Genomic DNA, 21,376 nt, shown 5'->3' on the forward strand with positions numbered 1-21,376 from the left:
GATGGTGAAATCCTTCCTGACCGTCCTGCTGATGGGCAGCGCCCTCTTCTCCTCCGCCGCCTGGGCCGAGCCCGACTACAAGGCCCTGGCCCTTTCGGTGGCCGAGGGACAGGTCATCCCCGGCTATCAGCGCTTCACCGATGCCGCCGCCGCGCTCGGGCGGCAGGCGGAAGGCTTCTGCGCCGCTCCCGATGCCGAGAAGCTGGAGCCCCTGCGCCAGGGCTATCACGGCGTGATGGATGCCTGGCAAGGGGTGCAGCATGTCTCCTTCGGCCCGGTCGAGGCCTTTTCGCGCGGGCAGCGCGTGCAGTTCTGGCCCGACAAGAAGAATGCCAGCGACCGCCAGATGGGACAGTTGCTGAAATCGCGGAACGACAGCATCCTGGAAGGCGGACGCTTCACCTTCGCCAGCGTCGCCGTCCAGGGCCTGCCCGCCTTGGAATACCTGCTGTTCGGCGAACAGGCAGAACGCCTTCTGGACGGCGAGGACAGCGCCTTCCGCTGCCGCCTCGTCTCCGCCATCGCCCACAACCTGACCGGCATCGGCCAGGAACTAAGCGAGGACTGGACCAAGCCCGGCGGCTTCCGCGACGGCATCGCCACGGCCGGCGAGCCTTCCAGCCCCTATGCTTCCGCCGCCGAGGCGGCCTCGCAGATGTTCAACGCCCTGCATACCCAGGTCGAGGCCCTGGCCGACGTGAAACTGGCCTATCCCATGGGCGACAGCCCCGAACAGGCCCGCACCATCCGTCTGGAATCCTGGCGCTCGGCCCGTTCGGCCCGCAACCTCGCCGTCAATATCGAAGCCCTGAACGCCTTCTATGCCGGCGGCGGCGGACAAGGCTTCTCCCGCGCCCTGGTGGCGGAAGGCCGGGCGGATCTGGACGAGCGGCTGCGCGCCGCGCTGGAACGCGCCCTGGCCAAGACCCGCGCCCTGGAAGGCCCGATGGAAACGGTCATGGCCACGCCGGAAGGCTGGACGCAGCTCGATGCCATCCGCGCCGACCTCAAGGAGGCCTCCACCCTTCTGGGCGCCGAGATCGCCCCGGCGCTGAACATCAGGATTGGTTTCAATGCACTCGATGGTGATTGACCGCCGCCGCTTCCTGGTCCTGGCGGCGGCGGCAGGCCTGCCGCTGAAAGGCGCCCATGCCGCCGAAGGGCCGGTTTTCCTCAGCGCCCGCTCGGACGCGGCCGGACAACATGTCTTCGCCGCCTTCGACCACCAAGGGGCGAAGGTCTTCGAGATCGACCTGCCGGGACGCGGCCACGGCATCGCCCTGTCGCCCGACAAGAGCATTGCCGTCATGATGGCGCGGCGGCCGGGCAGCTTCGCCGTCGCCGCCCATCTTCCCAGCGGCCGTGAACTGGGCTGGCTCACCGCCCCGCCCGACCGGCATTTCCACGGCCATGCCGCCTTTTCCGGCGACGGGCGGCTGCTCTTCACCTCGGAGAACGATTTCGAGAATGACGGGCGCGGCGTCATCGGCATCTGGGACAGCGCCACCTGGCGCCGGGTCGGAGAGATTCCCTCCTACGGCATCGAACCCCACGACATCCGCATGCGGCCCGACGGGCGAACCCTGGTGGTCGCCAATGGCGGCATCCGCACCCATCCCGGATACGGCCGGGCCAAGCTGAATATCGAGGACATGGACTCCTCGCTGGTCCATCTCGACAGCCGCACCGGCGCCCTGCTGGGACAATGGCGGCTGGACGAAAGCCTCCGCCTGCTCAGCATGCGCCATCTCGCCCTGTTCGGACAGGACGGCGTGGCCCTGGCCTGCCAGCACCAGGGGGGCGAGGACGAGGCCGTGCCGCTGGTCGGTTTCCAGCATGGTTCCGGCGCCCTTGCCCTGGTGGACCAGCCCGCCGACTGGGCGGGGCAGACGGCCAATTACGCCGGCAGCATCTGCGTGGACCGGAGCGGGCGCCTGGCCGCCGCCTCCTGCCCGCGCGGCAACCGCGTCGGCTTCTGGGACACGGCGAGCAAGCGCTTCCTCGGCAGCGTCAAGATTCCCGACGGCTGCGGCGTGGCGGCGGGCGCGGGCGCCGGTGAGATCGTCATGAGCAGCGGCCTGGGCGGCGCCTGGACATGGTCGGAAAGCGGCGAAACGGCGGAATTGCCGGGGCGCTATCTGCGCTCGGGCCGCTGGGACAACCACCTTCTGGCCCTCCTCTGATGGTTTTCGGCGTCCTGTACCTTTGGGAATGAAAGGGCGTGCCTGCATCCTTCGCGCTCTCCCCGAAGGCATATTTCCCCGCCTTCGCAAGGCGGCATAGGCCGCATGAATACCCCTCCTTTTACGAACTTTATTGCATTTCGTACCCGAGGGTATTATTGAGAATGATTATTGATATCGTACCTTAGTCTGAACGCAGGATCGCAGGAGCAAGGCAATGGATGAGATTTCTGGAAACGAGCCTTCTGGGAATACGCTTTCTGGAAATGCGCTTGCCGAACCACCGGCCACCGGAACCGACCTTGCCGCCCCTTCGATTCCGTCCGGGCCGGAGGCTGCTCCGGCCGGATTGGAAGGCGGTCCGACCGGGCTGGAAGGCGCTCCGGCCGGACTGGAGGGCGCTCCGGCCGGACTGGACGGAGCCCCTGCGGGCCTCGACCTCTCGGCCCCTGTCCCGACCGGAGCGGAATTGTCCGGTTTCGACAAGGTACTCGACCTGATGGCGGCCGGCGGGCCGATCATGTATGTGCTCGCCGCCCTGTCGATCCTGGCCGCCGCCCTGGTCGTCATGAAGGTGATCCAGTTCACCCTGGCCCGCGCCTGGGGCAACGGCACCGCCGACCGCGCCTTGGAATTGTGGCATGGCGGCCGGGGCGACGAAGCCCTGCCCGTCCTGGAAGCCCATCCCAATCCCGTCGCCCGCGTGCTGGACACCGCCATCCGCGGACGGCTGCGCGGCACCCTGAGCGAAGAAAAGCTGCGCGAGGAAACGACCCGCGTCGCCGGGCTGCAGTTGGACGAGCTGAAATCCGGCCTGCGCTTCCTGGCCCTGGTCGCCACGCTGAGCCCGCTGCTCGGCCTGCTGGGCACGGTGATGGGCATGATCGACGCCTTCCAGGCGCTGGAAGGTGCTGGCAACCGCGTCGATCCCTCGATCCTGTCGGGCGGCATCTGGGTCGCGCTGCTGACCACGGCGGCGGGCCTGGTGGTCGCCATCCCGGCGGCGGCGGCCCATCACTGGCTGGAAGGCGTCGTCGACCGCATCGCGCGCCGCATGGAGGATTCCGCCACCCAGGTCTTCACCCACACCCCGGCGGAAAACCTGTTCCGCGGCCAGCGCGGCCTCGCCCTGCAAAGCGCCGAATGACATGCGTCTGCACCGTCCGTCCCGTACCCGGCAACTGGTCAGCCTGACACCGCTGATCGACGTGGTCTTCATCCTGCTGGTCTTCTTCATGCTGGCGTCGAGCTTCAACGACTGGCGGGGCCTGTCCCTTTCCTCCCCCGCCCAGGTGACGTCGCGAAGCGCCGCCAATCCGGCCCTGCTGGTCCGCGTCACCCAGGAAGGCATCATCATCGAGGACCGGACGCTCGATGCCGCCGGTTTCGAAACCGAATTGCAGAAGATCCTGCAAACCACACCCGACCGCCGGGTCATCCTGCGGCCCGAGGACCAGGTGGCCCTGCAGCGCATCGTGGAGGTGATGGATCAGGCTGCCGCCCTGGGCGCGACCAATGTGTCGCTGTCGCGTCCTTGAGGAGCCGGTGAAGCCATGGAATTCCGCAAGACCGAAGAGAGAGAACAGCCGGAAAACGTTCTGCCGCTGATCAATGTCGTCTTCCTGCTGCTGATCTTCTTCATGATCGCCGGCGTGCTGGAGAAGGCCGACCTGTTCGACGTGGAACCGCCCGTCATGGCCAGCGGGACCGAGGCCGAGGCCGGCGAAGGCCTGCTGCTGATCGCCGCCGACGGACGCCTAGCCTTCGAGGGCAACGAAATCACCGCCGACAGCCTGGACAAGGCCGTCGCCGCCTTCCGCGCTCGGGAGCCCGACATGCTCCTGCGCCTGAAGGCCGATGGCGCGGCCCCGGCCGAGCATGTGATCGAAGTGATGGAAATGCTGAAGGAAGCGGGCGTGGAACGGGTGATGCTGCTCGCCCTGGAGCGGCGGTCATGACGCAGATCCGTATGCGCAAGCGGCACTGGCCCGTGGCCATTGCCGTGGCCGTGGGACTGCACGCCGCAGCCGCCTTCAGCCTGAACAAGGAAGAACCGAAACCCGGCGCCCCCATGCCCGGCCTTCAAGGCTTCGAGGTCGCCCTGGCACCTGCCGGGGCCGCTGCCGGCGCCACCGCCAGCGCGCCGCCGCCACCGCCCGTGGTTGAGCCTGAGCCTGAGCCTGAGCCTGAGCCGGAACCCGAGCCCGAACCCGAGGTCGAACCGGAACCCGAGCCTGAACCGGAAGCCGTGCCGGTGACCGAGGCCGAGCCGGTCAAGCCCGAACCGAAGCCGGAGCCCAAGCCCAAGCCCAAGCCGGAACCCAAGCCGAAACCGGAACCGAAGCCCAAGCCGCAGCCGAAGCCCCAACCCAAGCCGCAGCCCGAACCGCAGCCGCGCACCGAGGCGCCGCCTTCCCCCAACCCGGTCACGGAAGCAGCCCCCGGCCCCACCGCCGAGGCGGGCAATCAGGGCCAGGTCGGCGCTGCCGCCCAGGGCACGGCCGGCCAAGGCGAAAGCGCCGCGCCCAGCGGTGGCGGCAGGCCCGGTGCCACCCCGACCTATCTGGGCCAGATTCAGGCCTGGCTGGAACGGCACAAGGAATATCCCCGCCACGCCCAGATCCGCCGCCAGCAGGGCACCGTCATGCTGCGCTTCGCCATCGACCGGGGCGGCAATGTGCTGAGCTGGAAGATCGAAAAGGGCTCGGGCTACCCCCTGCTCGACCGCGCCGTCGAAAAGCTGATCCAGGAGGCTTCTCCCCTGCCCCCCATGCCTGCGGACATGTCCGGCAACCGTCTGGAATTGGTCGTGCCGATCCAGTTCTTCATGCGCTGAGCGAAGAGGAAAGAAAAGGCCAGGGTCCGTCAGGAACCCTGGCCTTTTCCGTTTTCGTCCTACCAGGCCCCGCCCAGGGCCCGGTACAGGCCGACCACCGAGGTCAGGCGCGCGAGACGGACCTGTTCCAGGGCGTCTTCCTGCTGGAACAGGCTGCGCTGGGCATCCAGCACGCTCAGGAAATCGATGGCCCCGGTGCGGTAGCGCACTTCCGCCAGTTCATAGGCCTGCCGCGCCTGGACGGCGGAGGCTTCCTGCGCCCGCTGCAACTCGTCGCTGAAGCGCACCGCCGCCAGCGCGTCCTCCACATCCTGGAAGGCCGAAATCACGGCCGAGCGGTAATTGGCGACGACTTCCGCCTCGCGGGCCTCGGCGGCGTCGCGCTGACCGGCCAGGCGGTTGCCGTCGAACAGGGGCGCGGTCAGACCGGCCGCCAAGCTGCTGATCAGGCCCGAGGGCGAGAACAGGTTGGCGAGTTCGTCGCTGGAATAGCCGGTGCTGCCGGTCAGGCGGATGGACGGGAACATGGCCGCGCGGGCGGCACCCAGATTGGCCTGGGCGGCGACAAGCTGGGCCTCGGCACGGCGCAGGTCGGGACGGCGTTCCAGCACTTCCGCCGGGATACCGGGACTGATGGCGGGCAGGCTGATGCTTTGCAGGCTTTCCCCTTCCAGCGCCAGGTCCTGGGGCGGCAGGCCGAGCAGGGCCGCCAGGGCATTGCGGGTCTGCACCCGCGACTGTTCCAGCGACGGCAGATTGGCACGCAGGCTGGCAACGGCCAGACGCTGCTGGGCGAGGTCGAGGCCCGAGGCGGTGCCGAAGCTTTCCCGCGTCTCGACCAGGGACAGCACCCGTTCGGCAATCGCCAGGATGCGCCGGGCATTGGCGATGCGGTCATTGGCGGACAGATACTGGAAATAGGCCGTGGCGACCTGCGCGGCGAGGCTCAGCTCGGCCGCCCGGTGATCGAACTCGCTGGCCGCATAGGAGGCCTCGGCGGCTTCGGCGGCATAGCGGTTGCGGCCCCAGACATCCACCTCGTAGGCGGCGCTCAGGCCCAGGCGGAAGGCGTTGCTGGTGCGGCCTTCGCCGCTCCAGTTGCGGGTGGCGCTGCCCGAGCCATCGAGCGTCGGCAGCAGCCCCGCCCCCGCCACCTCGACCTGGGCGATGGCCTGGGCGATACGCTGGCGCGACGCGGCCAAATCGGGATTGTTCGCGGCGGCCTGATCGAGCAGGCGCGTCAGTTCCGGGCTTTCGAAGGCCGTCCACCAGGAGGCATCGGGCACGGCGGCCACGCCCTGCTGTCCGCCCGAGGTCCAGGCGGCAGGCACGGCCACGGCGGGACGCTCACCCAAGGTCTGGGGAGCGCAGCCGCCAACGGCGAAGGCCATCGCCACGGCGAGAAGAAGGGGTCGGTTGGTTGCCATATGTCCGTTTCTCAATCAGAGGCCAGCGCCACCACGGGGTCTAGCCGGGCCGCCTTGCGCGCCGGCAGGAAACCGAAGACGAGGCCGGTGCCGGCGGCGCAGAAGAAGGCGACGAGGACCGGCGTGAGCGAGAATTCCACCGGGCTGCCCAGCCTGCCGATCAGCCAGCCGGTGGCAAGCCCCCCGGCCACGCCCAGCAGGCCGCCGGTGCAGCAAACCACCAGCGCCTCGGTCAGGAATTGCATCTGGATGTTGATGCCACGCGCGCCGGTCGCCATGCGGATGCCGATCTCGCGGGTACGCTCGGTGACGCTGACCAGCATGATGTTCATCACGCCGATCCCGCCCACCAGCAGCGAGATGGCGGCGATCGAGCCCAGCAGCAGGCGGAAGGTATCCTGCGTGCGGCCCACGCTTTCCAGCAGCGCGGCCATGTTGCGGACCTGGAAATCGACCCGGCCGTGGCGGGCCAGCAGCAGCGATTCGATGCTTTCCTGCACCGCGTTCATGTCGGCGGTAGGTTCGACCTGCACGGTGATGTTGCGCAGATGGCGCTGGCCGATCAGGCGCAGCTGCCCGGTGCTCAAGGGAACGAGGACCATGTCGTCCTGGTCCATGCCCTGCGGCGAGGCGCCTTTTTCCTCCAGCACGCCGATCACCTGGAAGGGAACGTTCCTGATCAGGATGTAACGCCCCAGCGGGCTGCGCCCGTCGGGGAACAGCGCCTGCGCCACCGTCCCGCCCAGCACCGCCACCGGCGCGTATTCCAGCGTGTCGTTCTCGTCGAAGAACACGCCTTGCGCCACCCGCCAGTTGCGCGCCTGGGGGAAGGCGGACGAGGTGGCGGTGATGCTGGTCTGGTGATCCAGATTGTCCGCCCGCAGGGTCTGGGTGGTGTTGATCTCGGGCACCGAGGCGGCGACACCGGGCAGGCGCCCGATCTCGATGGCGTCCTCGGGCGTCAGGCTGGTGCTGGCCCCGGCCATGCGCATGTTGGGCGCGCCGGGGCGGACCAGCAGCAGATCGGTCCCCATGGCCGAGATGTTGTCGATCACCGCCTTCTTGGCGCCGTCGCCGATGGCCAGCATGGCGATCACCGAACCGACGCCGATGACGATGCCCAGCAGGGTCAGGATGGTGCGGAAGATGTTGCCGCGCATGGAGCGGAAGGCCATGCGCACCGCTTCGCCCATGTCCGAGAGGACATTGCCGTTCCGCGCGTCGGAGGGCGGCAGGGACTGCCCCGTCTCCTCTTCGGCCTCCTCGGCGATCTCGTCGGAAACGATGAGCCCGTCGGCGATGCGGATGCGGCGCTTGGCCTCCTTCGCCACATCGGCGTCATGGGTGATCAGGATGACCGTGTGGCCCTTGGCGTTGAGCTCGCGCAAGAGGTCCATGACCTCGCGCCCGCTGCGGCTGTCCAGGGCGCCGGTGGGCTCGTCGGCCAGGATCACCCGCCCGCCGTTGATCAGGGCGCGGGCGATGGAGACGCGCTGCTGCTGGCCGCCCGAAAGCTGCGACGGCCGGTGATCCAGCCGGTCTCCCAGGCCCAGGCGCTCCAGCACGGACCGCGCCCGCTCCTGCCGCTCGGCACGGGGATGACCGGCATAGATGGCCGGGATCTCCACATTCTCGACGGCGGTGGCGGTAGGCAGCAGGTTGTATTGCTGGAAGACGAAGCCGAAGACATCGCGGCGCAGCCGCGCCAGGGCATCGCGGCCCAGCCCGGCCACGTCCTGCCCGTCCAGCAGGTAATGCCCGCCGCTGGGCCGGTCCAGGCAGCCCAGGATATTCATCAGCGTGGACTTGCCCGAGCCCGACGCGCCCAGGATGGCGACGAATTCGCCGGGATAGATATCGAGCGAGATTCCGTGCAGGACCTGGGTTTCCAGCCCGCCGCGACGGAAGCTCTTGGTGATGTCGCGGAGCGAGATCAGCGGCCGGGTCATGAGCCGATCCTGGGTGCACCGCCGATACGGGGGGACCGGCCCGCGCCCGGCCCCATGCCGGGGCCGCCGGCCATGTCCGGACGATAGGCGCCGCCGGAATTCAGTACCACGCGCTCGCCTTCCTCGATCCCTTCGACGATCTGGATGCTGATGCGGTCGGAGATGCCGACACGCACCGGGCGCGTCTCCAGCTCGCCGCTTTCGGTCAGCACCTGCACGACCCGCCGTCCCCGCTCCCCACCGGGCTGCACGGCGGCCATCGGCACCAGGACCGCATCCTCGACCCTGTCCTGGATGAAGAAGACCTGGGCCGACATCTGCGGCAACAGGCGGCGGTCGGTGTTGTCGACCTCGAACAGGGCGTTATAGAGCACCACGTCGTTGACCACTTCCGGCGTCGGCAGGATCTGGCGCAGCTTGCCCGTCCAGCGGCGGTTGGTATCGCCCAGGATGGTGAAATAGGCGTCCATCCCCGGCTGCAGCTTGCCCACATCGGCTTCCGAGACCTGGGTCCGCACGGTCATGGTTTCGAGGTCGGCGATCTGCAGGATGATCGGCGCCTGCTGGTTGGCGTTCAGGGTCTGGCCCTGGCGGGCGCTCAGGGACATCACCGTGCCCGCCATCGGGGCACGGATCTGGGTATAGCTGAGATTGGCCTCGTCGGCCTCGAGGGTCGAACGCGCCTTGGAGATCTCGGCTTCCAGCACGGCAAGGCGGGCCCGCGAGGCCTCCACCTCCGCCGTCGCGGCGTCGAAGGCTTCACGGCTGGTGGCATTGGCCTTCAACAGGCCTTGCTGGCGCTGGTGCTGCTGCTCGGCCAGGCGCAGCATGGCGCGGCGTTCGGCCAACTGGGCTTCCAGCCCGACCAGGGTGGCGCGGTCGGCCTCGACCCGGGCGCGGTAGACGGTGGGGTCCAGCTCGGCCAGCAGGTCGCCTTCATGCACGAAATCGCCGGGCTGGACATGGATGGTCATCAACTGGCCCGAAATCTGCGCGCCGACATCCACATATTCCTGCGGTTCGACCTTGCCCAGGGCCGAAACGCTGCGTTCAAGGCTGCCGCGCTGGGCGATGGCGGTGACATGGGTGACGGGCGGATCGCCCGCCGTGGCGAAATACCAGCCGCCCAGGCCCAGGGCTGCAGCCGCGACGAGCAGTCCGGCAATCAGGAAATTCTTCATCGACGGCGCTCCCACCTCTGGGCCCATTCGGCGCGGATTTCGGGCGAAACCTCGGCCAATGTCTCAATCAAAATGGAATCGATCAGGCTGTGCATATTGTTCATCCGTTCACGCAACTGCGCGAAGGCCGCCTCATAGGCTGCGGCATCCATCCCTTCGCTCCGCAGCAGGCGGGCGACCTCGCGCCGCGCCTCGGCCATCGCCCGGCTCCGTTCGGTCAATTCCTCTTGGTTCTCCTCGAGCTTCGCGGCGAAAAGCGGACGCGCCGCCTCGGGGGCCGAATGCACCATCCGCTCGATTCCGCCCTGCCCCTTGCCCCGTTCCGGCTGCGCCAGGAAGCGCCCGCCGAAAGCCGCCGCGGCAAAGAGGTTGAGACAGACCGAAAGGATCAGCGCGCCCAGCAGAAGACGTGCCATCCGGCCGCTTACGATCATCGGATTTCCTCCAATTCGAAGGCCACCTCATAAGGCAGGGAGGCCATCTCGGTCGCTTCCTGCGCGACCTCGTCCTGAAGCGGCGGAACCAGTCCCGCCGCCCCCACATACAGACCCAGCAGCACCGATGCCGCCATGGCGGCGCCGCCGCCGAAATGCATCTGCCAGCGCGCCAGCGGCCATGGGAAGACGAAACGCCGTCGCCGCGCCGCCTGGCGGCGTGGGCTTCGGGCCGGGATGGCGGCGATGCGCGCGCGCAGATCCGGCCCGGCCTCCCGCACCGGCAGCGCGGACAGAAGACCGTCCAGATGCCGCGCCCGGTCGAGAAGCGCACGGGCCTCGGCCGAGCGGGCGAGCAGCGCCTCGGCGGCGCGGCGTTCCTCCTCCGGCCATGCCGCGAGCTCCGCACCATGGATGTCGAGCCGGTCCTGAAAGCCGGACAGGTCGCTCATTACTCCGTCTCCTCTTGCAGACGCCCGCGCAGGCTGCGCTTGGCGCGCACCAGCAGCTGTTCCAGCGCCCCGACCGAAATCCCCAGGACTTCCGCCGCCTGCGCATTGCTCAACCCGGTCTCGTAGATCAGCGCCAGGGCCGCGCGCTGGCGTTCGGGCAGATCGGCCATGGCCGCCTTCAGCCGCCGCTCCTCCTGTCCGGCGGCGATGGACGAAACCACGTCCTCGGCCGGGTCCTGGGGTTCGGGCACGGCCTCCAGCGCTTCGTGACGCGGGCGGCGGTGAAGGTCCAGGCAGCGGTTGGTCACCACCCGCCACAGCCAGGTGGAGAACTTCGCCTCACCCGGGCGCCAGGACTCGGCCCGGTCCCAGACCTTCAGAAAAGCATCCTGCACCACATCCTCCGCGTCACTGCGCGATCCCAGAATTCTCTGCGCAAGGCCGAACGCCCGGTCCAGATGGCGGTCCATCAAGGTCCGGAAAGCCGCCTCGTCCCCTTCGGCAATGCGCGCCAGCAAGCGGTCATCCGCGTCATCACGAAAGAAAAGAGGCATTCCAATCCCGTTCAGGACAGCCAGCGAGCCGACGGCAGAGCCGAGGCCGGGGCCGGTTGATGTAGCTTTCACGGATGAAGCAGGCCGATCCTACGCCCTTGGGAAAATATTTCGAAAGGGGAAGGACAAACGGCGAGCGGCCGACGAGGTTTCCCCTGTCGGCCGCGCTCAGCAAATGAAGTTTTCAGGAAGATCAGCTATCGGCCCAACGGCGCATCAGGTTGTGATAGATGCCGGTGAGTTCGACCAGGGCCTGGTGGTCCTTGCCGAGATCCGAGGTCAGGCCCTGAATGGCCTTGTCCAGCTGGAACATCAGGGTCCGCTGGCCCTCGTCGCGCACCATGCTCTGCAGCCAGAAGAAGGACGCGACGCGGGCACCGCGCGTCACCGGCGACACGTGATGCAGGCTGGTCGAAGGATAAAGGACCATGTGCCCGGCCGGCAGCTTCACCCGGTGCACGCCATAGGTGTCCTCGACGCAAAGCTCCCCGCCGTCATATTCCTCGGGCTCGGACAGGAAGAGGGTGCAGGACAGATCGGTGCGGATGCGGAAATCGGTGCCGCGCAGCGGACGGATCGAATTGTCCACATGGGTCCCGAAGAATTCGTTGCTGGCATAGCGGTTGAACAGCGGCGGATAGACCTTCAGCGGCAGGGCGGCGGAAATGAAGAGCGGATTCCGCTCCAGCGCATCCAGGATCAGGTTCCCCACCTGCCGGGCCGCCGCCGATCCTTCGGGCAACTGCATGTTACGCTTGGCCAGGGCCGATTGATGCCCCGAGGTCACATTGCCGTCCACCCATTCGGCCTGATCGATGATCTCGCGGCAATGCTTGACCTGCGCTTTGGAGAGAACCTCGGGAATACGGAACATCATGGCGGAATCTCCTGAAAACGCCGGCCTTCATGCTGATGAAGGCCGGCGCGATTGCCTAGAACCGAACGTTCGCGGTCAACAGTGCTGAACGCCCCGGCGCAACCAAAGCGAAAGCCCCTACATGCGATGCGTCATAGATGGTTTCGTCAAGCAAATTCAAGACATTCAGCTGCAAATCCAGCCTGTCGTTGACCCGATAACTGGCCATCGCATCGAAACGCCAATACGGATCGAACTTCATGGTATTGGCATCGTTGACATAACGGCGGTCGGTATAGAAGGCGCCGCCGCCCAAGGTGAAGGCCGAGGTGACGTCGTAGGTCGTCCACAGGCTGAAGCTGTGCGGGGCGATGAATTTCAGGAGATTCCCTTCATTCGTTCCGGCACCGTCATCCCGCAGGACGGCATCCAGGTAGGTATAGCCCCCCCAGACCGACCAGGCTTCGGTAATCTTGCCGGCGATCCCCAGTTCCACGCCGTCGACGCGGGTATTGCCGATCAAGGCGACCTCGCCCGTTGCCGGATCCGTGGCGCGCTGATTGGTCTTCTCGGTACGGAAGACGGCAGCGGTCAGCGACAGCCTTTCGTTGAGCAGATCCCATTTGGTCCCGATTTCGAAGCTGTGGCTGCGCTCGGGATCCAGTTCGGCGCGGTTGCCGCCCAGATTGCCGCCGGCCGGGCCATCGGCTCCACCCGACATGCCCTCGGTCTCGCCCGAGGGATTGGACGACGTACCGTAATTGAAATAGATGCTGGCATTGGACACGGGTTTGTAGACGATGCCCGCCTGATAGTTGAGGAAGGAAGACGAACTGCTGACGTCTCCGCTTTCCACCTTGTAATCATCCCAACGCAGCCCGCCATTCACCATCCACTGATCCGTCAGAGTGATGGTATCGAACAGATAGATAGCCTTGTTGTGATTGACGACCGGTCTGCTCTCCCCCGTGGCGGTCAGCAGGGGGTTGGTCGGCAAATGGACGTCCGGATTGTGGATGGGGCTGATCACCGTCGGCTGGTTCGCGCTGCTATAGCCGCGGTTGCGCCCTTCTTCCCGGCTGATCTCGAAGCCGAACACCAGATCATGCTTGATGGTGCCGGTTTCGAACTTCGCCAGGACGTCGGTCTGGTTCAGCAGGCTGGTGGTGTCGCGATTGCTGCTGCGGAAGGCGCGCGCGACCTCTCCGGCAGCGGCCTGGGCGGCGGTCTGGCTGGGACGGGTCAGGGCGTAATCGTTGTTCATCCACGAATAGCGCGTGGCGTTCCGCAAGGTCACGGCATCGTTCAGGTCATGCTCGACCGTCAGGGTCGCCAGGTCCGTCTGCGTCTCACGGAAGTCACGATTGACGAAACCGTAGAAGGTCTTGCGGGAGACATCCGCCGGCTTGCCGGTGCGCGGATCGAAGGGATGGCCGAAATCCGGCATCTCGTCGGTCTGCAGGTGATAGTAGCTGAGCGTCGCGCGGGTCGGGCTGTTCAGGCCGACCGTGATCGACGGCGCGAACCCCATCTTGGTGAAATCGACATGGTCACGCCCCGCGACCTCGGCATCATGCCACATGGCATTGAGGCGGATGGCGACATTCTCGTTGACCATGTAGTTGCCGTCGACGGTGACGCGCTTGGTGGCGTCGGTGCCGATGGTCGCGCTGCCATGGGCAAAGTTTTCGGCCTGCGGCGTCTTGCTGACCATGTTGATGGTACCGCCGGTCGAGCCGCGACCGGCATAAGCCGAACCCGGGCCCTTGTTGATCTCGACCTGTTCGAGGTTGAACACCTCGTAATTGATGCGGCCCAGGTTCCGCATGCCGTCGACCATCATGTCGGTGCTGGCTTCGAAACCGCGAATGAAGGGCCGATCCCCCACCGGCGTGCCGCCTTCGCCGGAGCCGAGCGTGATGCCCGGCGTGGTGCGCAGCACATCGGTCAGCGAGGTGAAGCCGCGATCCTCCATCATCTGCTGGTTGATGATGGTCACCGTGCGCGGCGTATCGAGCAGGGGCGCGGTTAGTTTATGATTGGCGGAATGATCGGCCTTGTAGCCGTCGCTTTCCGTCGTCCCCTCAACGGAAATGGCCGGCAATTCCACCGGCTGGCTTTCCTCTGCCTGCTGGGCCTGGGCCTCGGCATAGAAAGCGGTCATGGCGGTAATGGTCAGGCCCGTCGCCAGCGCCACACGGGGCACTATGGTGCGGACTTTTACGGCTGAAGCCCTTTGAAAACTCGACATTGGCTGTCCTTTTCTGAACCCGAAGCGGAGAGGGTTGTCAGGGTTCTCTCCACCACCCCTTGCGAACGCAAATAAGAATAATTATTAACAACAGAATCCGAGCCGGCACAAACCGGCCCTTTCTGCCGCGTTGCGACGGCAGATCAACCTCCGGGCACTCCCCTGCAATTAGGAGGAGGCCTCCCCGTCTTTTTTGATAATAAGAATCGGAATCATTCTCAACCATTTTTCAGCGAACGAAGAAGAAAGAAGAAAAACCTCTTTCGCTTCTTCTCCGCCCTTGAGCGCGTTTCGTTCCGAGGAAGTCAGGCGAAGGCGCGGCGCTTGAGCGGCCCCGGGAGGAGCACGTCACGCAGAGCCCAAAGCCGGTACCGTCAGAATGGAAACGGCTCTAATCCAGAGCCGCCTCGTGCTGGGGAATAACGGCTGAAAAGAGGGGCGCTTCGCCCACCACCGGCACCACGACTCCAAAGGCCGAGCCCTTGCCCAGACGGGAGCGGACCCAGATGCGGTGCCCCAGCAATTCGCCGGTGCGCTGCACGATGGACAGGCCCAGCCCCAGGCCCTTGCGGCGGTCCCGTTCGGGATTGCCGATCTGGTAGAAGTCCTCGAAGATGAGGTTCAGGCGGTCCTCGGGGATGCCGGGGCCGGTATCCCAGACTTCGATCGACAGCCTGTCGCCGCGCCGGCGGCAGCCCAGCAGGATGCGCCCCTCGCCGGTATAGCGGATGGCATTGACGACCAGGTTGCGGACCATGCGCTGCAGCAGCACGGGGTCCGAACGCACCACCGCCGAACAGGGAACCATGGACAAGCGCAGCCCCACCGCCATGGCTTCCGGCGCGCAATCCCGGGCCAGGGCGATAAGAATCTGGTTGACCGGCAGGTCGCGGATCTCGGGCTTGACGATCCCCGCCTCCAGGGTCGAAACGTCGAGCAGGGTGTTGAGCAGCGAATTGGCGCCTTCCAGGGCCTCGACCGCCCGCTCCGTCACCTCCCGCAGCTTCTCGTCCTTCTGACGCAGCATCAGCACGTCGAGGAACAGGCGGGTCGCCTGAAGCGGCTGGCGCAGGTCGTGGCTGGCGGCGGCCAGGAAGCGGGATTTGGCTTCCTGCGCCCGCTGGGCCTCCATATTGGCCGCCGTCAACAGCAGATTGGCATCGTTGAGCGCATGGCTACGCTGCGCCAGGGCTTCATGGGACAAAGCCAGCGCCCGCTGCGCCGCCCGTTCGCGCCGCAGGCCCCGCGTCGTCAGGAAGGCCAGCCCCAGAACCGCCGTCATCCCCAATCCCGCCAGCAGGAGGTTGCGGTAGAATCGGTTGCGCCATTCGGCCATGACGAGATCGGCATCGATCTCGGCCACGACGACCAGCCCCAGGTCATGGAGATGGCGCCAGCTGATGATGCTCTCTCCGGCAGTACGGCTGGACGTCTCCTGATAGGTCCCGGACAGGCCCGTCGGCAAATGATCGTGCAGCAGCGCGCTTCCCGCGATGCTGTGCCCGCCTTGTTCGCTCTCGGGGCTTTCGAAGATGACGCTGCCGTCGGTGCGATAGACGGCCAGACGGGTATTCATCCCCCGGCCCAAGGTCGCGATCTCGCCGAGCAGGGGGGGCGGCAGATAGGCCAGGATCACGCCCTTGAAACTGCCGTCGGGGCCGCTGATGCGGCGGCTGATGGTGAAGCCGCGCGCGCCGGTCGCGCGCCCTTCGAGGGACGGCCCCAGATGAGACGCCAAGCCTTGCGCATGGAGGCGGAAATAATCGCGGTCGGAAACTTCGAGGCGCGCGATGGGGAAACGCAATGTCCCCAGCAGGACGACCCCCTTGGCGTCGATGAGCCACAGGCTGCCCACCTGGGGCAAGGGCCGCGCCCGCTCCCGCAGGCGCAGCCAAGCGGAATAGGAAGTCGAGATCGGGTAGTCCAGTTCGGTGGTCGCCAGATAGTCGGCTTCCTGTTCGAGGATCAGGTCCGTGACCTCGACCACGCGCCGCATATGCTCGTCCAGCAGCAAAGCGGTGTCGGCCGCCACGGCACGGGCCCGCAGCAAGGATTCGCGATAATCAGTGATGATTGCCGCCGACCAGAAAAAGGCTCCGATCAGCGTCAGCAGCAGAACCGCTCCCCAGACGCCCCAACTTGGCCGGATGGCAGTCCAGAAGGTTTCTTTCCGCGAAGCCATCCACTCCCCTCGAAGGCCACAGCAGCCTTCTTACTCTTCAAGGCTGTATTATATCAACCCGTTCCTTTCTGTGGTAAAATCTCGACAGGTCTCCGGATAGAAATGTTCGTGCAGAAATTAGAAAGGCTCCAGTCCCTGGAAGTAGGCGCGCGCCAAGTTCTTTCCGCTCCCCTGGTTGTCAACATAATGGACAAAACCCCATAAAATGTCATACTAGACTACGGGAAGAAACAGCCCGATCATGCCTGTCCGGCATCGGAGAAGAGTGAAGGTGGCGGAAGAGAGGGGAAGAACATGCCCATTACATGGCGCGATGCCCTGAATGTTGGAGAAGAAGACATCGACAGCGACCACCGCCAGCTCGTCGAGATGATCAACAGCTTCGAGAAGGCGATCAGCGGTCCGCAGATCGACCACAAGGCCGTTGCACGACTCATCCTCGGCCTGTTCCAGTACACCAAGGATCATTTCGAGCGGGAAGAGGCGTTGCAGCGCCGCATCCGCTATCCCTATTACGAGTCCCATTGCAAGGCTCACCGCGACGTGATCCGCGAGTTGCACAGCATCATCGAGGGATACGGGAAACTGAAGGAAGAAGGCCGGCGCGACGCCATCGTCCGCCATCTGGCCAGCTTCCTGCGCGACTGGCTGATCAAGCACATCATCGAGAGCGACCTGCGCATGGCTCCCTATATCAAGGAGTACAATCGCAACAAGACCCTAGGTTCGAAGAAGCCCCTTGTCGCGCGTGTCCGCTGAGCCCGGCACCCCACGGGGAGGCACAAAGGCTTTTTCCGCTTCTTCCCACTGAGGCAAGGGCTCAGCGTTTTGCTGCCACCGTCCCGCGAGGACCGGTTGGCAGGCGGCGATCTATCGCCGAGATACTAGGAGAATAAAGATGCCGATCGTCTGGCGCGATGCCTTGGGCGTAGGAGAACCCGTCATCGACGGCGACCACAAATATCTGATCAAGCTGATCAACGAGTTCGAGGCCGCGACCGAAGGCCGCATCGACCATACCGCCATCGCCAGCATCATCAGCCATCTGTTCGGATACACCCAGGACCACTTCGCCCGGGAAGAAGCCCTGCAGCGCGCGGCGCGCTATCCCTTCTACGAATCCCACCGCCAGGCCCATCAGGAACTGATCCGTAAGCTGAACGTTCTGCACGAACGCTACTGCGCCGCCAAGGACGGCCCGGAACGGGACGAGATGGTGCGCGACCTGGCTATCTTCCTGCGGGAATGGCTGGTCAACCACATCATCGAGCAGGACCTGCGGCTGAAGCCTTTCGTGGTCAAGGCCCCCGTCAAGACCACGGACGCCTGAACCGGCGCCCCCTCCCCTGAACGACCTTTGGTAAGGGGGCGGACGATCCCGCCCCCCTGGTCTTGCCCCTTCTCGTGGAGGCCTTCGGCTCAGGCCTGCGCGGGGCGGAAGCAGGACAGGGCGGTGCTGGACATATGCATCAGCAGGTCGCCGGCCTGGCGCGTACCGGCAAGATACTCGTCCATGGATTTCTGCAGCATCCGCATCTGCACATCCACAGCCTCCTGCGGCGACTGGCAATGACGCAGGCGTTCCAGGGCTTCCATGTTGGTCTGAAAGACCGAATTGGTCATGTTCGCCAACTGGCTGTTCAGCTCGCTCCAGTCCTCGGCCATGCTCTGCATCGCCCGCATCATGTCCTCGCTGTCGAAGCGCGGCAGCAGGGCCATCGGCTCGACGGTGCTGGCCTTGGCCTGATTTCTCCGTTCACTCATACCGGTCTCCTCTTCCCATGTTCCGAAACCGGGAAAGAGCCTACATCGTTCCCTCTTCCCTGAAGACCTCGCAGAAGCGCTACGCCCCCAGGGGGAGCACCCCCCTCTCCCATGGGCGTACCCCCTCACGAACGGGAGCAATACGGGAAAATCGGGAAACCGCAGATTAAGACGGCGAGACTCAGCGCTTCGGCCGTTTCAGCGCCAGGGGATGATGCCCCCCGACCAGGGCCTGAAGGCGGTCTTCCTGGACATGGGTGTAGATCTGCGTGGTGGCGATGTCGGCATGGCCGAGCATCTGCTGCACGCTGCGCAGGTCGGCCCCGCCCGCCAGGAGATGGCTGGCGAAGGAATGGCGCAGCACATGGGGCGAGACGCGGCGAGGATCGATCCCCGCTTCGAGGGCCAGGATCTGCAGCATCTTGGCGAAGCCGTCCCGGGTGAGATGGCCCGAGGCGCTGTCGGAAGGAAAAAGCCAGCGCGAGGTCTTCTTGCCCAGCATCTCCTGGCGCTCGGGCAGCCAGAGCTTCACCGCCTCGCGGGCGGGCTGGCCCAGGGGGATCATGCGTTCCTTGGCCCCCTTGCCGCGCACGATGATCACCTCGGGATCGCGGGCCACCGCGGCGAAGGGCAGGCCGACCAGTTCCGAGACGCGCATGCCGGTGGCATAGATCAGTTCGAGCAGGACCAGCGCCCGCCGGTCGCGCTTCCGCGCCGCCAGCAGCAATCCGTCGACCTCGGCCTTCGACAGGTATTTCGGCAAGGGCTGGCCCAGGCGCGGCGTGTCGAGCGTGAGGCTGGGATCTTCCTTGCGCACCGCCTCGGCATAGAGGAAGCGATGGAACTGGCGCAGGGTCGAAAGACGCCGCGCCGCCGTGCGCGGGGCCAACCCTTGTGCGGCCAGGGCGCTCATATAGGCGCGCAAATCCTCGACCGAGGCGGCATGGACGGCCACGCCCCGCCCCTCCAGGAAGCCGGAAAGGTCGTCGAGGTCGCGGCGATAGGCTTCCAGCGTATTGGCGGCCGCCCCGCGCTCGGCCGCCATCATCTCAAGGAAGGTCTCGATATGGCGGGACATTCCTGCCGGTCTTCCTTCGCGTAACGAATGAACTCAACCCTGCCGCACCCCCACAAGCGGGATGCCGAGCCAGGCCCGGAAGACCCGGCGGCAGCGAGGATGCCCGCCTTCGCGGGCATCCTGACGGCTGCTAGACCCCGGTGGCGATGGCCGCTTCCAGGGCCAGGCGGCGCGCTTCGGCATCCAGGCCGACAAGGCGCAGGCTGGCGACGACGCGGTACAGGCTGGTGGCCTCGGCCCGCGTCGGTCCGCCCTCACCCAGCGAAACCAGGCCCAGCAGAACGGTCTCGCCCAGGCGCAGATCCTCGGCGGCGATGCGCAGGGCATGCCACAGGGCGGGCTGGGGCATGTTGACCTGGGTCAGGATCGGACGCTCCATCAGCGGCACCCAATCTTCCGTCCGGATCGGCTCGCCCAGGGCGTCGAGCATGCTGTAGAGCACGGCGCTGCGGCGCATTTCCTGTTCGGGCGTCTCGGCGGGACGGGCCTTGCGCCACTTGTCGAGAACGTCCTCGGGACGCGGCACCCCTTCCTCGGTATCGACGATGCGCAGCAGCGGCCACAGACCGGCAACGGTGGCGGCGGCATCGGGATTGTTGCGGCTGGCGCGGGCGGCGACATCGCCCCAGACCCGCGCGCCGTCGATCTCGCCCGCCGCCAGCAAGGCGCGGGCAGCATGGCCCGAGAACCACACCAGTTCAGAGGAAGGACGCAGCGACAGGATCAAGGGCGCATAGATGCGCGAGGCATCGGCGAAGCGCCCGTCATTCTGCGCCCGGTTCAGCGCGCGGGCGATGATCTCGGCCCGCACGTTGGGCGCGGCTTCCATCTGCGCCAGACGGAAGAACAGGGCATGGCCGCGCGCCCCCAGGGCGGTATCAACCTGGCTGAGAGGGGCCCCCAATTCCTGTTCGGTGAAGGTCGTGTTGTTATAGAGATCGCGCAGAATCTGCGTCGACAGAGCACCGAAGCGCTCGGCCCGCTCGGCGGCGCGCAGGCGGATCTCCATTGCGGTCTCGTCATTGGCGGCGATCGCCGCCAGGACCGCCGGACGCCGGCTCTCGACGACATCCGTGGGCAGCGGCAGCTTGGCCTGGATCAGCGCGGCCAGTTGCAGCGGATCGGGGTCGTTCAGCGACTTGATCGGATCGTTCCGGCGCTGGCCCATGATGGTTTCCGCCGCGGCAAAGAAGGCCGGGTCCTGATGCCCCTGCTCGCGCAGCAATTCCAGCGTCAGCCCGGCCTCGCGCATCCTGCCGTCGAGCAATTGGCAGAAAGCCTGGCCCTTGGTCAGGTAATCGGAGGGGCTGCGCTTGATCAGGACGGGCAGTTCGCGGCAGGCCCCCTTGGTGTCGCCGCGCAGCAGCAAGGCGTCGAACTTGAAGCGCTGGATCTCGGGCGTCACCGCGCTGGCCGGAACGGCCTGCAGCAGGCGCATCATCCCGTCCACGTCGCCCATGGCCCACAGGCGCTCGAAGCGCAATTTCAGCAGGGATTCGCCGTTGCCCTTGCCCTCGGGCACGCGGGCCGTGCTCAGCAGCAGGCGGCGCGACAGGTCGCGCATGGCGGGCGAATCGCTGACGGCAGGCAGATGGGGCAGCAGGCGCTGGACCAGCGCCAGGCGAGTGCCGCTCCACATATCCAGGCCGAAACCGCCCTGGGCTTCCTCGAGAATGCCGACGGCGGCGGCGGAAGGCGCCTTCAGCTCCTGCACCTCGATCCAGGGAATGTCGCTTCGCGGCGCCACCTCCCGCTCCACCGGAGCCGCCGCGGGTTCGGACGGCCAATCCTGGAACGATTGCTCGCCCTGGGGCGCAGGCGATGGCATGCCGCCCCCCGGCAGGGGCAGCAGCCGCAAAGGCGCCGAAATGTCGGATGGCGCAGCCGAAGCCGCCATCACCGGGCCGGTCATGGCCGCCGCGACCACAAGGGCCGCGACGGCCCGACGGCTAACGTCTGAAACGTTCATCTGGGATGACTTTCTCCACCATGGCGGTGGGCGCGGGCATGTCGGAGGTCGCCAGCCAAACACCACCACCGATAACGGCAAAGAGGAAAAGCAGGAAAAGAAGGCTCAGGAACTTGGTCATGTTGTGCTCGGCACCGTTACTCGCGTGTGGACAGCGCCCGCCTCCACGGCTACAAGCCCGAAGCGGACCGGCGGAAGTCGCCGCCAGCTCTGTCCATCATGGCCTCGCCATGGTAAACAGACGGCAAAGAGCGGACGAC

21 protein-coding genes are annotated in these 21,376 nt (G+C 66.2%); 8 read left to right on the forward strand and 13 right to left on the reverse strand.

The window, feature by feature from the left end; translation table 11 throughout:
• Window position 1 precedes the first annotated feature (1 nt).
• The 6 genes from EPD66_RS19065 to EPD66_RS19090 all read left to right on the forward strand — a co-directional run bounded on the left by EPD66_RS19065 (window position 2) and on the right by EPD66_RS19090 (window position 5,019).
• Entirely contained in the window at window positions 2-1,093 is a 1,092-nt protein-coding gene (locus EPD66_RS19065; protein WP_142850112.1) for an imelysin family protein, read from the forward strand.
• Complete coding sequence (locus EPD66_RS19070) at window positions 1,074-2,183, forward strand: DUF1513 domain-containing protein (RefSeq protein WP_142850113.1); 1,110 nt, start codon at window positions 1,074-1,076, stop codon at window positions 2,181-2,183. The genes EPD66_RS19065 and EPD66_RS19070 overlap by 20 nt, the downstream gene beginning before the upstream one ends.
• 217 nt (window positions 2,184-2,400) lie before the next feature.
• Window positions 2,401-3,330 carry a MotA/TolQ/ExbB proton channel family protein gene (locus EPD66_RS19075; protein WP_255448583.1) on the forward strand — a complete coding sequence of 310 codons (930 nt, stop codon included), beginning with the start codon at window positions 2,401-2,403 and terminating at the stop codon, window positions 3,328-3,330.
• 1 nt (window position 3,331) lies between these two features.
• On the forward strand, window positions 3,332-3,721 hold the full coding sequence (locus tag EPD66_RS19080; RefSeq protein ID WP_142850114.1) for a biopolymer transporter ExbD: 390 nt from the start codon (window positions 3,332-3,334) through the stop codon (window positions 3,719-3,721).
• A 15-nt stretch (window positions 3,722-3,736) separates the two neighbouring features.
• The gene (locus EPD66_RS19085; RefSeq protein ID WP_142850115.1) at window positions 3,737-4,141 is read left to right on the forward strand and encodes a biopolymer transporter ExbD; all 405 of its coding nucleotides are present in this window, start codon (window positions 3,737-3,739) and stop codon (window positions 4,139-4,141) included.
• The gene (locus tag EPD66_RS19090; protein WP_221931030.1) at window positions 4,138-5,019 is read left to right on the forward strand and encodes an energy transducer TonB; all 882 of its coding nucleotides are present in this window, start codon (window positions 4,138-4,140) and stop codon (window positions 5,017-5,019) included. Before EPD66_RS19085 ends, EPD66_RS19090 begins: the two co-directional genes overlap by 4 nt.
• 59 nt (window positions 5,020-5,078) lie before the next feature.
• On the opposite strand, the gene EPD66_RS19095 is transcribed toward EPD66_RS19090, so the two are convergent.
• The 9 genes from EPD66_RS19095 to EPD66_RS19135 all read right to left on the reverse strand — a co-directional run bounded on the left by EPD66_RS19095 (window position 5,079) and on the right by EPD66_RS19135 (window position 16,305).
• Window positions 5,079-6,446: an efflux transporter outer membrane subunit gene (locus EPD66_RS19095; RefSeq protein WP_142850116.1), complete on the reverse strand. Its 1,368-nt coding sequence runs from the start codon at window positions 6,444-6,446 to the stop codon at window positions 5,079-5,081.
• An 11-nt stretch (window positions 6,447-6,457) separates the two neighbouring features.
• Window positions 6,458-8,395: a MacB family efflux pump subunit gene (locus EPD66_RS19100; RefSeq protein ID WP_142850117.1), complete on the reverse strand. Its 1,938-nt coding sequence runs from the start codon at window positions 8,393-8,395 to the stop codon at window positions 6,458-6,460.
• On the reverse strand, window positions 8,392-9,576 hold the full coding sequence (locus tag EPD66_RS19105) for an efflux RND transporter periplasmic adaptor subunit (RefSeq protein WP_142850118.1): 1,185 nt from the start codon (window positions 9,574-9,576) through the stop codon (window positions 8,392-8,394). The genes EPD66_RS19100 and EPD66_RS19105 overlap by 4 nt, the downstream gene beginning before the upstream one ends.
• Window positions 9,573-10,010: a periplasmic heavy metal sensor gene (locus tag EPD66_RS19110; RefSeq protein ID WP_142850119.1), complete on the reverse strand. Its 438-nt coding sequence runs from the start codon at window positions 10,008-10,010 to the stop codon at window positions 9,573-9,575. Before EPD66_RS19110 ends, EPD66_RS19105 begins: the two co-directional genes overlap by 4 nt.
• Complete coding sequence (locus EPD66_RS19115) at window positions 10,007-10,462, reverse strand: hypothetical protein (RefSeq protein ID WP_142850120.1); 456 nt, start codon at window positions 10,460-10,462, stop codon at window positions 10,007-10,009. Before EPD66_RS19115 ends, EPD66_RS19110 begins: the two co-directional genes overlap by 4 nt.
• Window positions 10,462-11,016 (reverse strand): RNA polymerase sigma factor, encoded by a 555-nt coding sequence (locus tag EPD66_RS19120; protein WP_142850121.1) that lies wholly within the window; start codon window positions 11,014-11,016, stop codon window positions 10,462-10,464. The genes EPD66_RS19115 and EPD66_RS19120 overlap by 1 nt, the downstream gene beginning before the upstream one ends.
• A gap of 193 nt (window positions 11,017-11,209) precedes the next feature.
• Window positions 11,210-11,893: a Fe2+-dependent dioxygenase gene (locus tag EPD66_RS19125; protein ID WP_142850122.1), complete on the reverse strand. Its 684-nt coding sequence runs from the start codon at window positions 11,891-11,893 to the stop codon at window positions 11,210-11,212.
• Window positions 11,894-11,948: 55 nt separating this feature from the next.
• On the reverse strand, window positions 11,949-14,078 hold the full coding sequence (locus EPD66_RS19130) for a TonB-dependent siderophore receptor (RefSeq protein ID WP_221931031.1): 2,130 nt from the start codon (window positions 14,076-14,078) through the stop codon (window positions 11,949-11,951).
• Between the two features lie 436 nt (window positions 14,079-14,514).
• Complete coding sequence (locus tag EPD66_RS19135) at window positions 14,515-16,305, reverse strand: ATP-binding protein (RefSeq protein ID WP_142850124.1); 1,791 nt, start codon at window positions 16,303-16,305, stop codon at window positions 14,515-14,517.
• 294 nt (window positions 16,306-16,599) lie between these two features.
• Here EPD66_RS19135 and EPD66_RS19140 point away from each other — a divergent pair, with 294 nt between their 5' ends.
• Window positions 16,600-17,064, forward strand: a complete 465-nt coding sequence (locus EPD66_RS19140; RefSeq protein ID WP_142850125.1) for a bacteriohemerythrin — start codon at window positions 16,600-16,602, stop codon at window positions 17,062-17,064.
• Between the two features lie 139 nt (window positions 17,065-17,203).
• A complete protein-coding gene (locus EPD66_RS19145) occupies window positions 17,204-17,635 on the forward strand; it encodes a bacteriohemerythrin (RefSeq protein ID WP_142850126.1) in 432 nt (143 codons plus the stop codon).
• An 89-nt stretch (window positions 17,636-17,724) separates the two neighbouring features.
• Here EPD66_RS19145 and EPD66_RS19150 read toward each other — a convergent pair whose 3' ends face one another.
• The 4 genes from EPD66_RS19150 to EPD66_RS24150 all read right to left on the reverse strand — a co-directional run bounded on the left by EPD66_RS19150 (window position 17,725) and on the right by EPD66_RS24150 (window position 21,237).
• Window positions 17,725-18,069: a phasin family protein gene (locus EPD66_RS19150; protein ID WP_142850127.1), complete on the reverse strand. Its 345-nt coding sequence runs from the start codon at window positions 18,067-18,069 to the stop codon at window positions 17,725-17,727.
• A 181-nt stretch (window positions 18,070-18,250) separates the two neighbouring features.
• Window positions 18,251-19,147 carry a site-specific tyrosine recombinase XerD gene (locus tag EPD66_RS19155; protein WP_142850128.1) on the reverse strand — a complete coding sequence of 299 codons (897 nt, stop codon included), beginning with the start codon at window positions 19,145-19,147 and terminating at the stop codon, window positions 18,251-18,253.
• 130 nt (window positions 19,148-19,277) lie between these two features.
• On the reverse strand, window positions 19,278-21,116 hold the full coding sequence (locus EPD66_RS19160) for an antifreeze protein (protein WP_142850129.1): 1,839 nt from the start codon (window positions 21,114-21,116) through the stop codon (window positions 19,278-19,280).
• A complete protein-coding gene (locus EPD66_RS24150) occupies window positions 21,097-21,237 on the reverse strand; it encodes a hypothetical protein (RefSeq protein ID WP_185961514.1) in 141 nt (46 codons plus the stop codon). The genes EPD66_RS19160 and EPD66_RS24150 overlap by 20 nt, the downstream gene beginning before the upstream one ends.
• Between the last annotated feature and the right edge of the window lie 139 nt (window positions 21,238-21,376).

Source organism: Telmatospirillum sp. J64-1 (genome assembly GCF_006980715.1).
Classification (GTDB): Bacteria; Pseudomonadota; Alphaproteobacteria; order Rhodospirillales; family Magnetospirillaceae; genus Oleiliquidispirillum; species Oleiliquidispirillum nitrogeniifigens.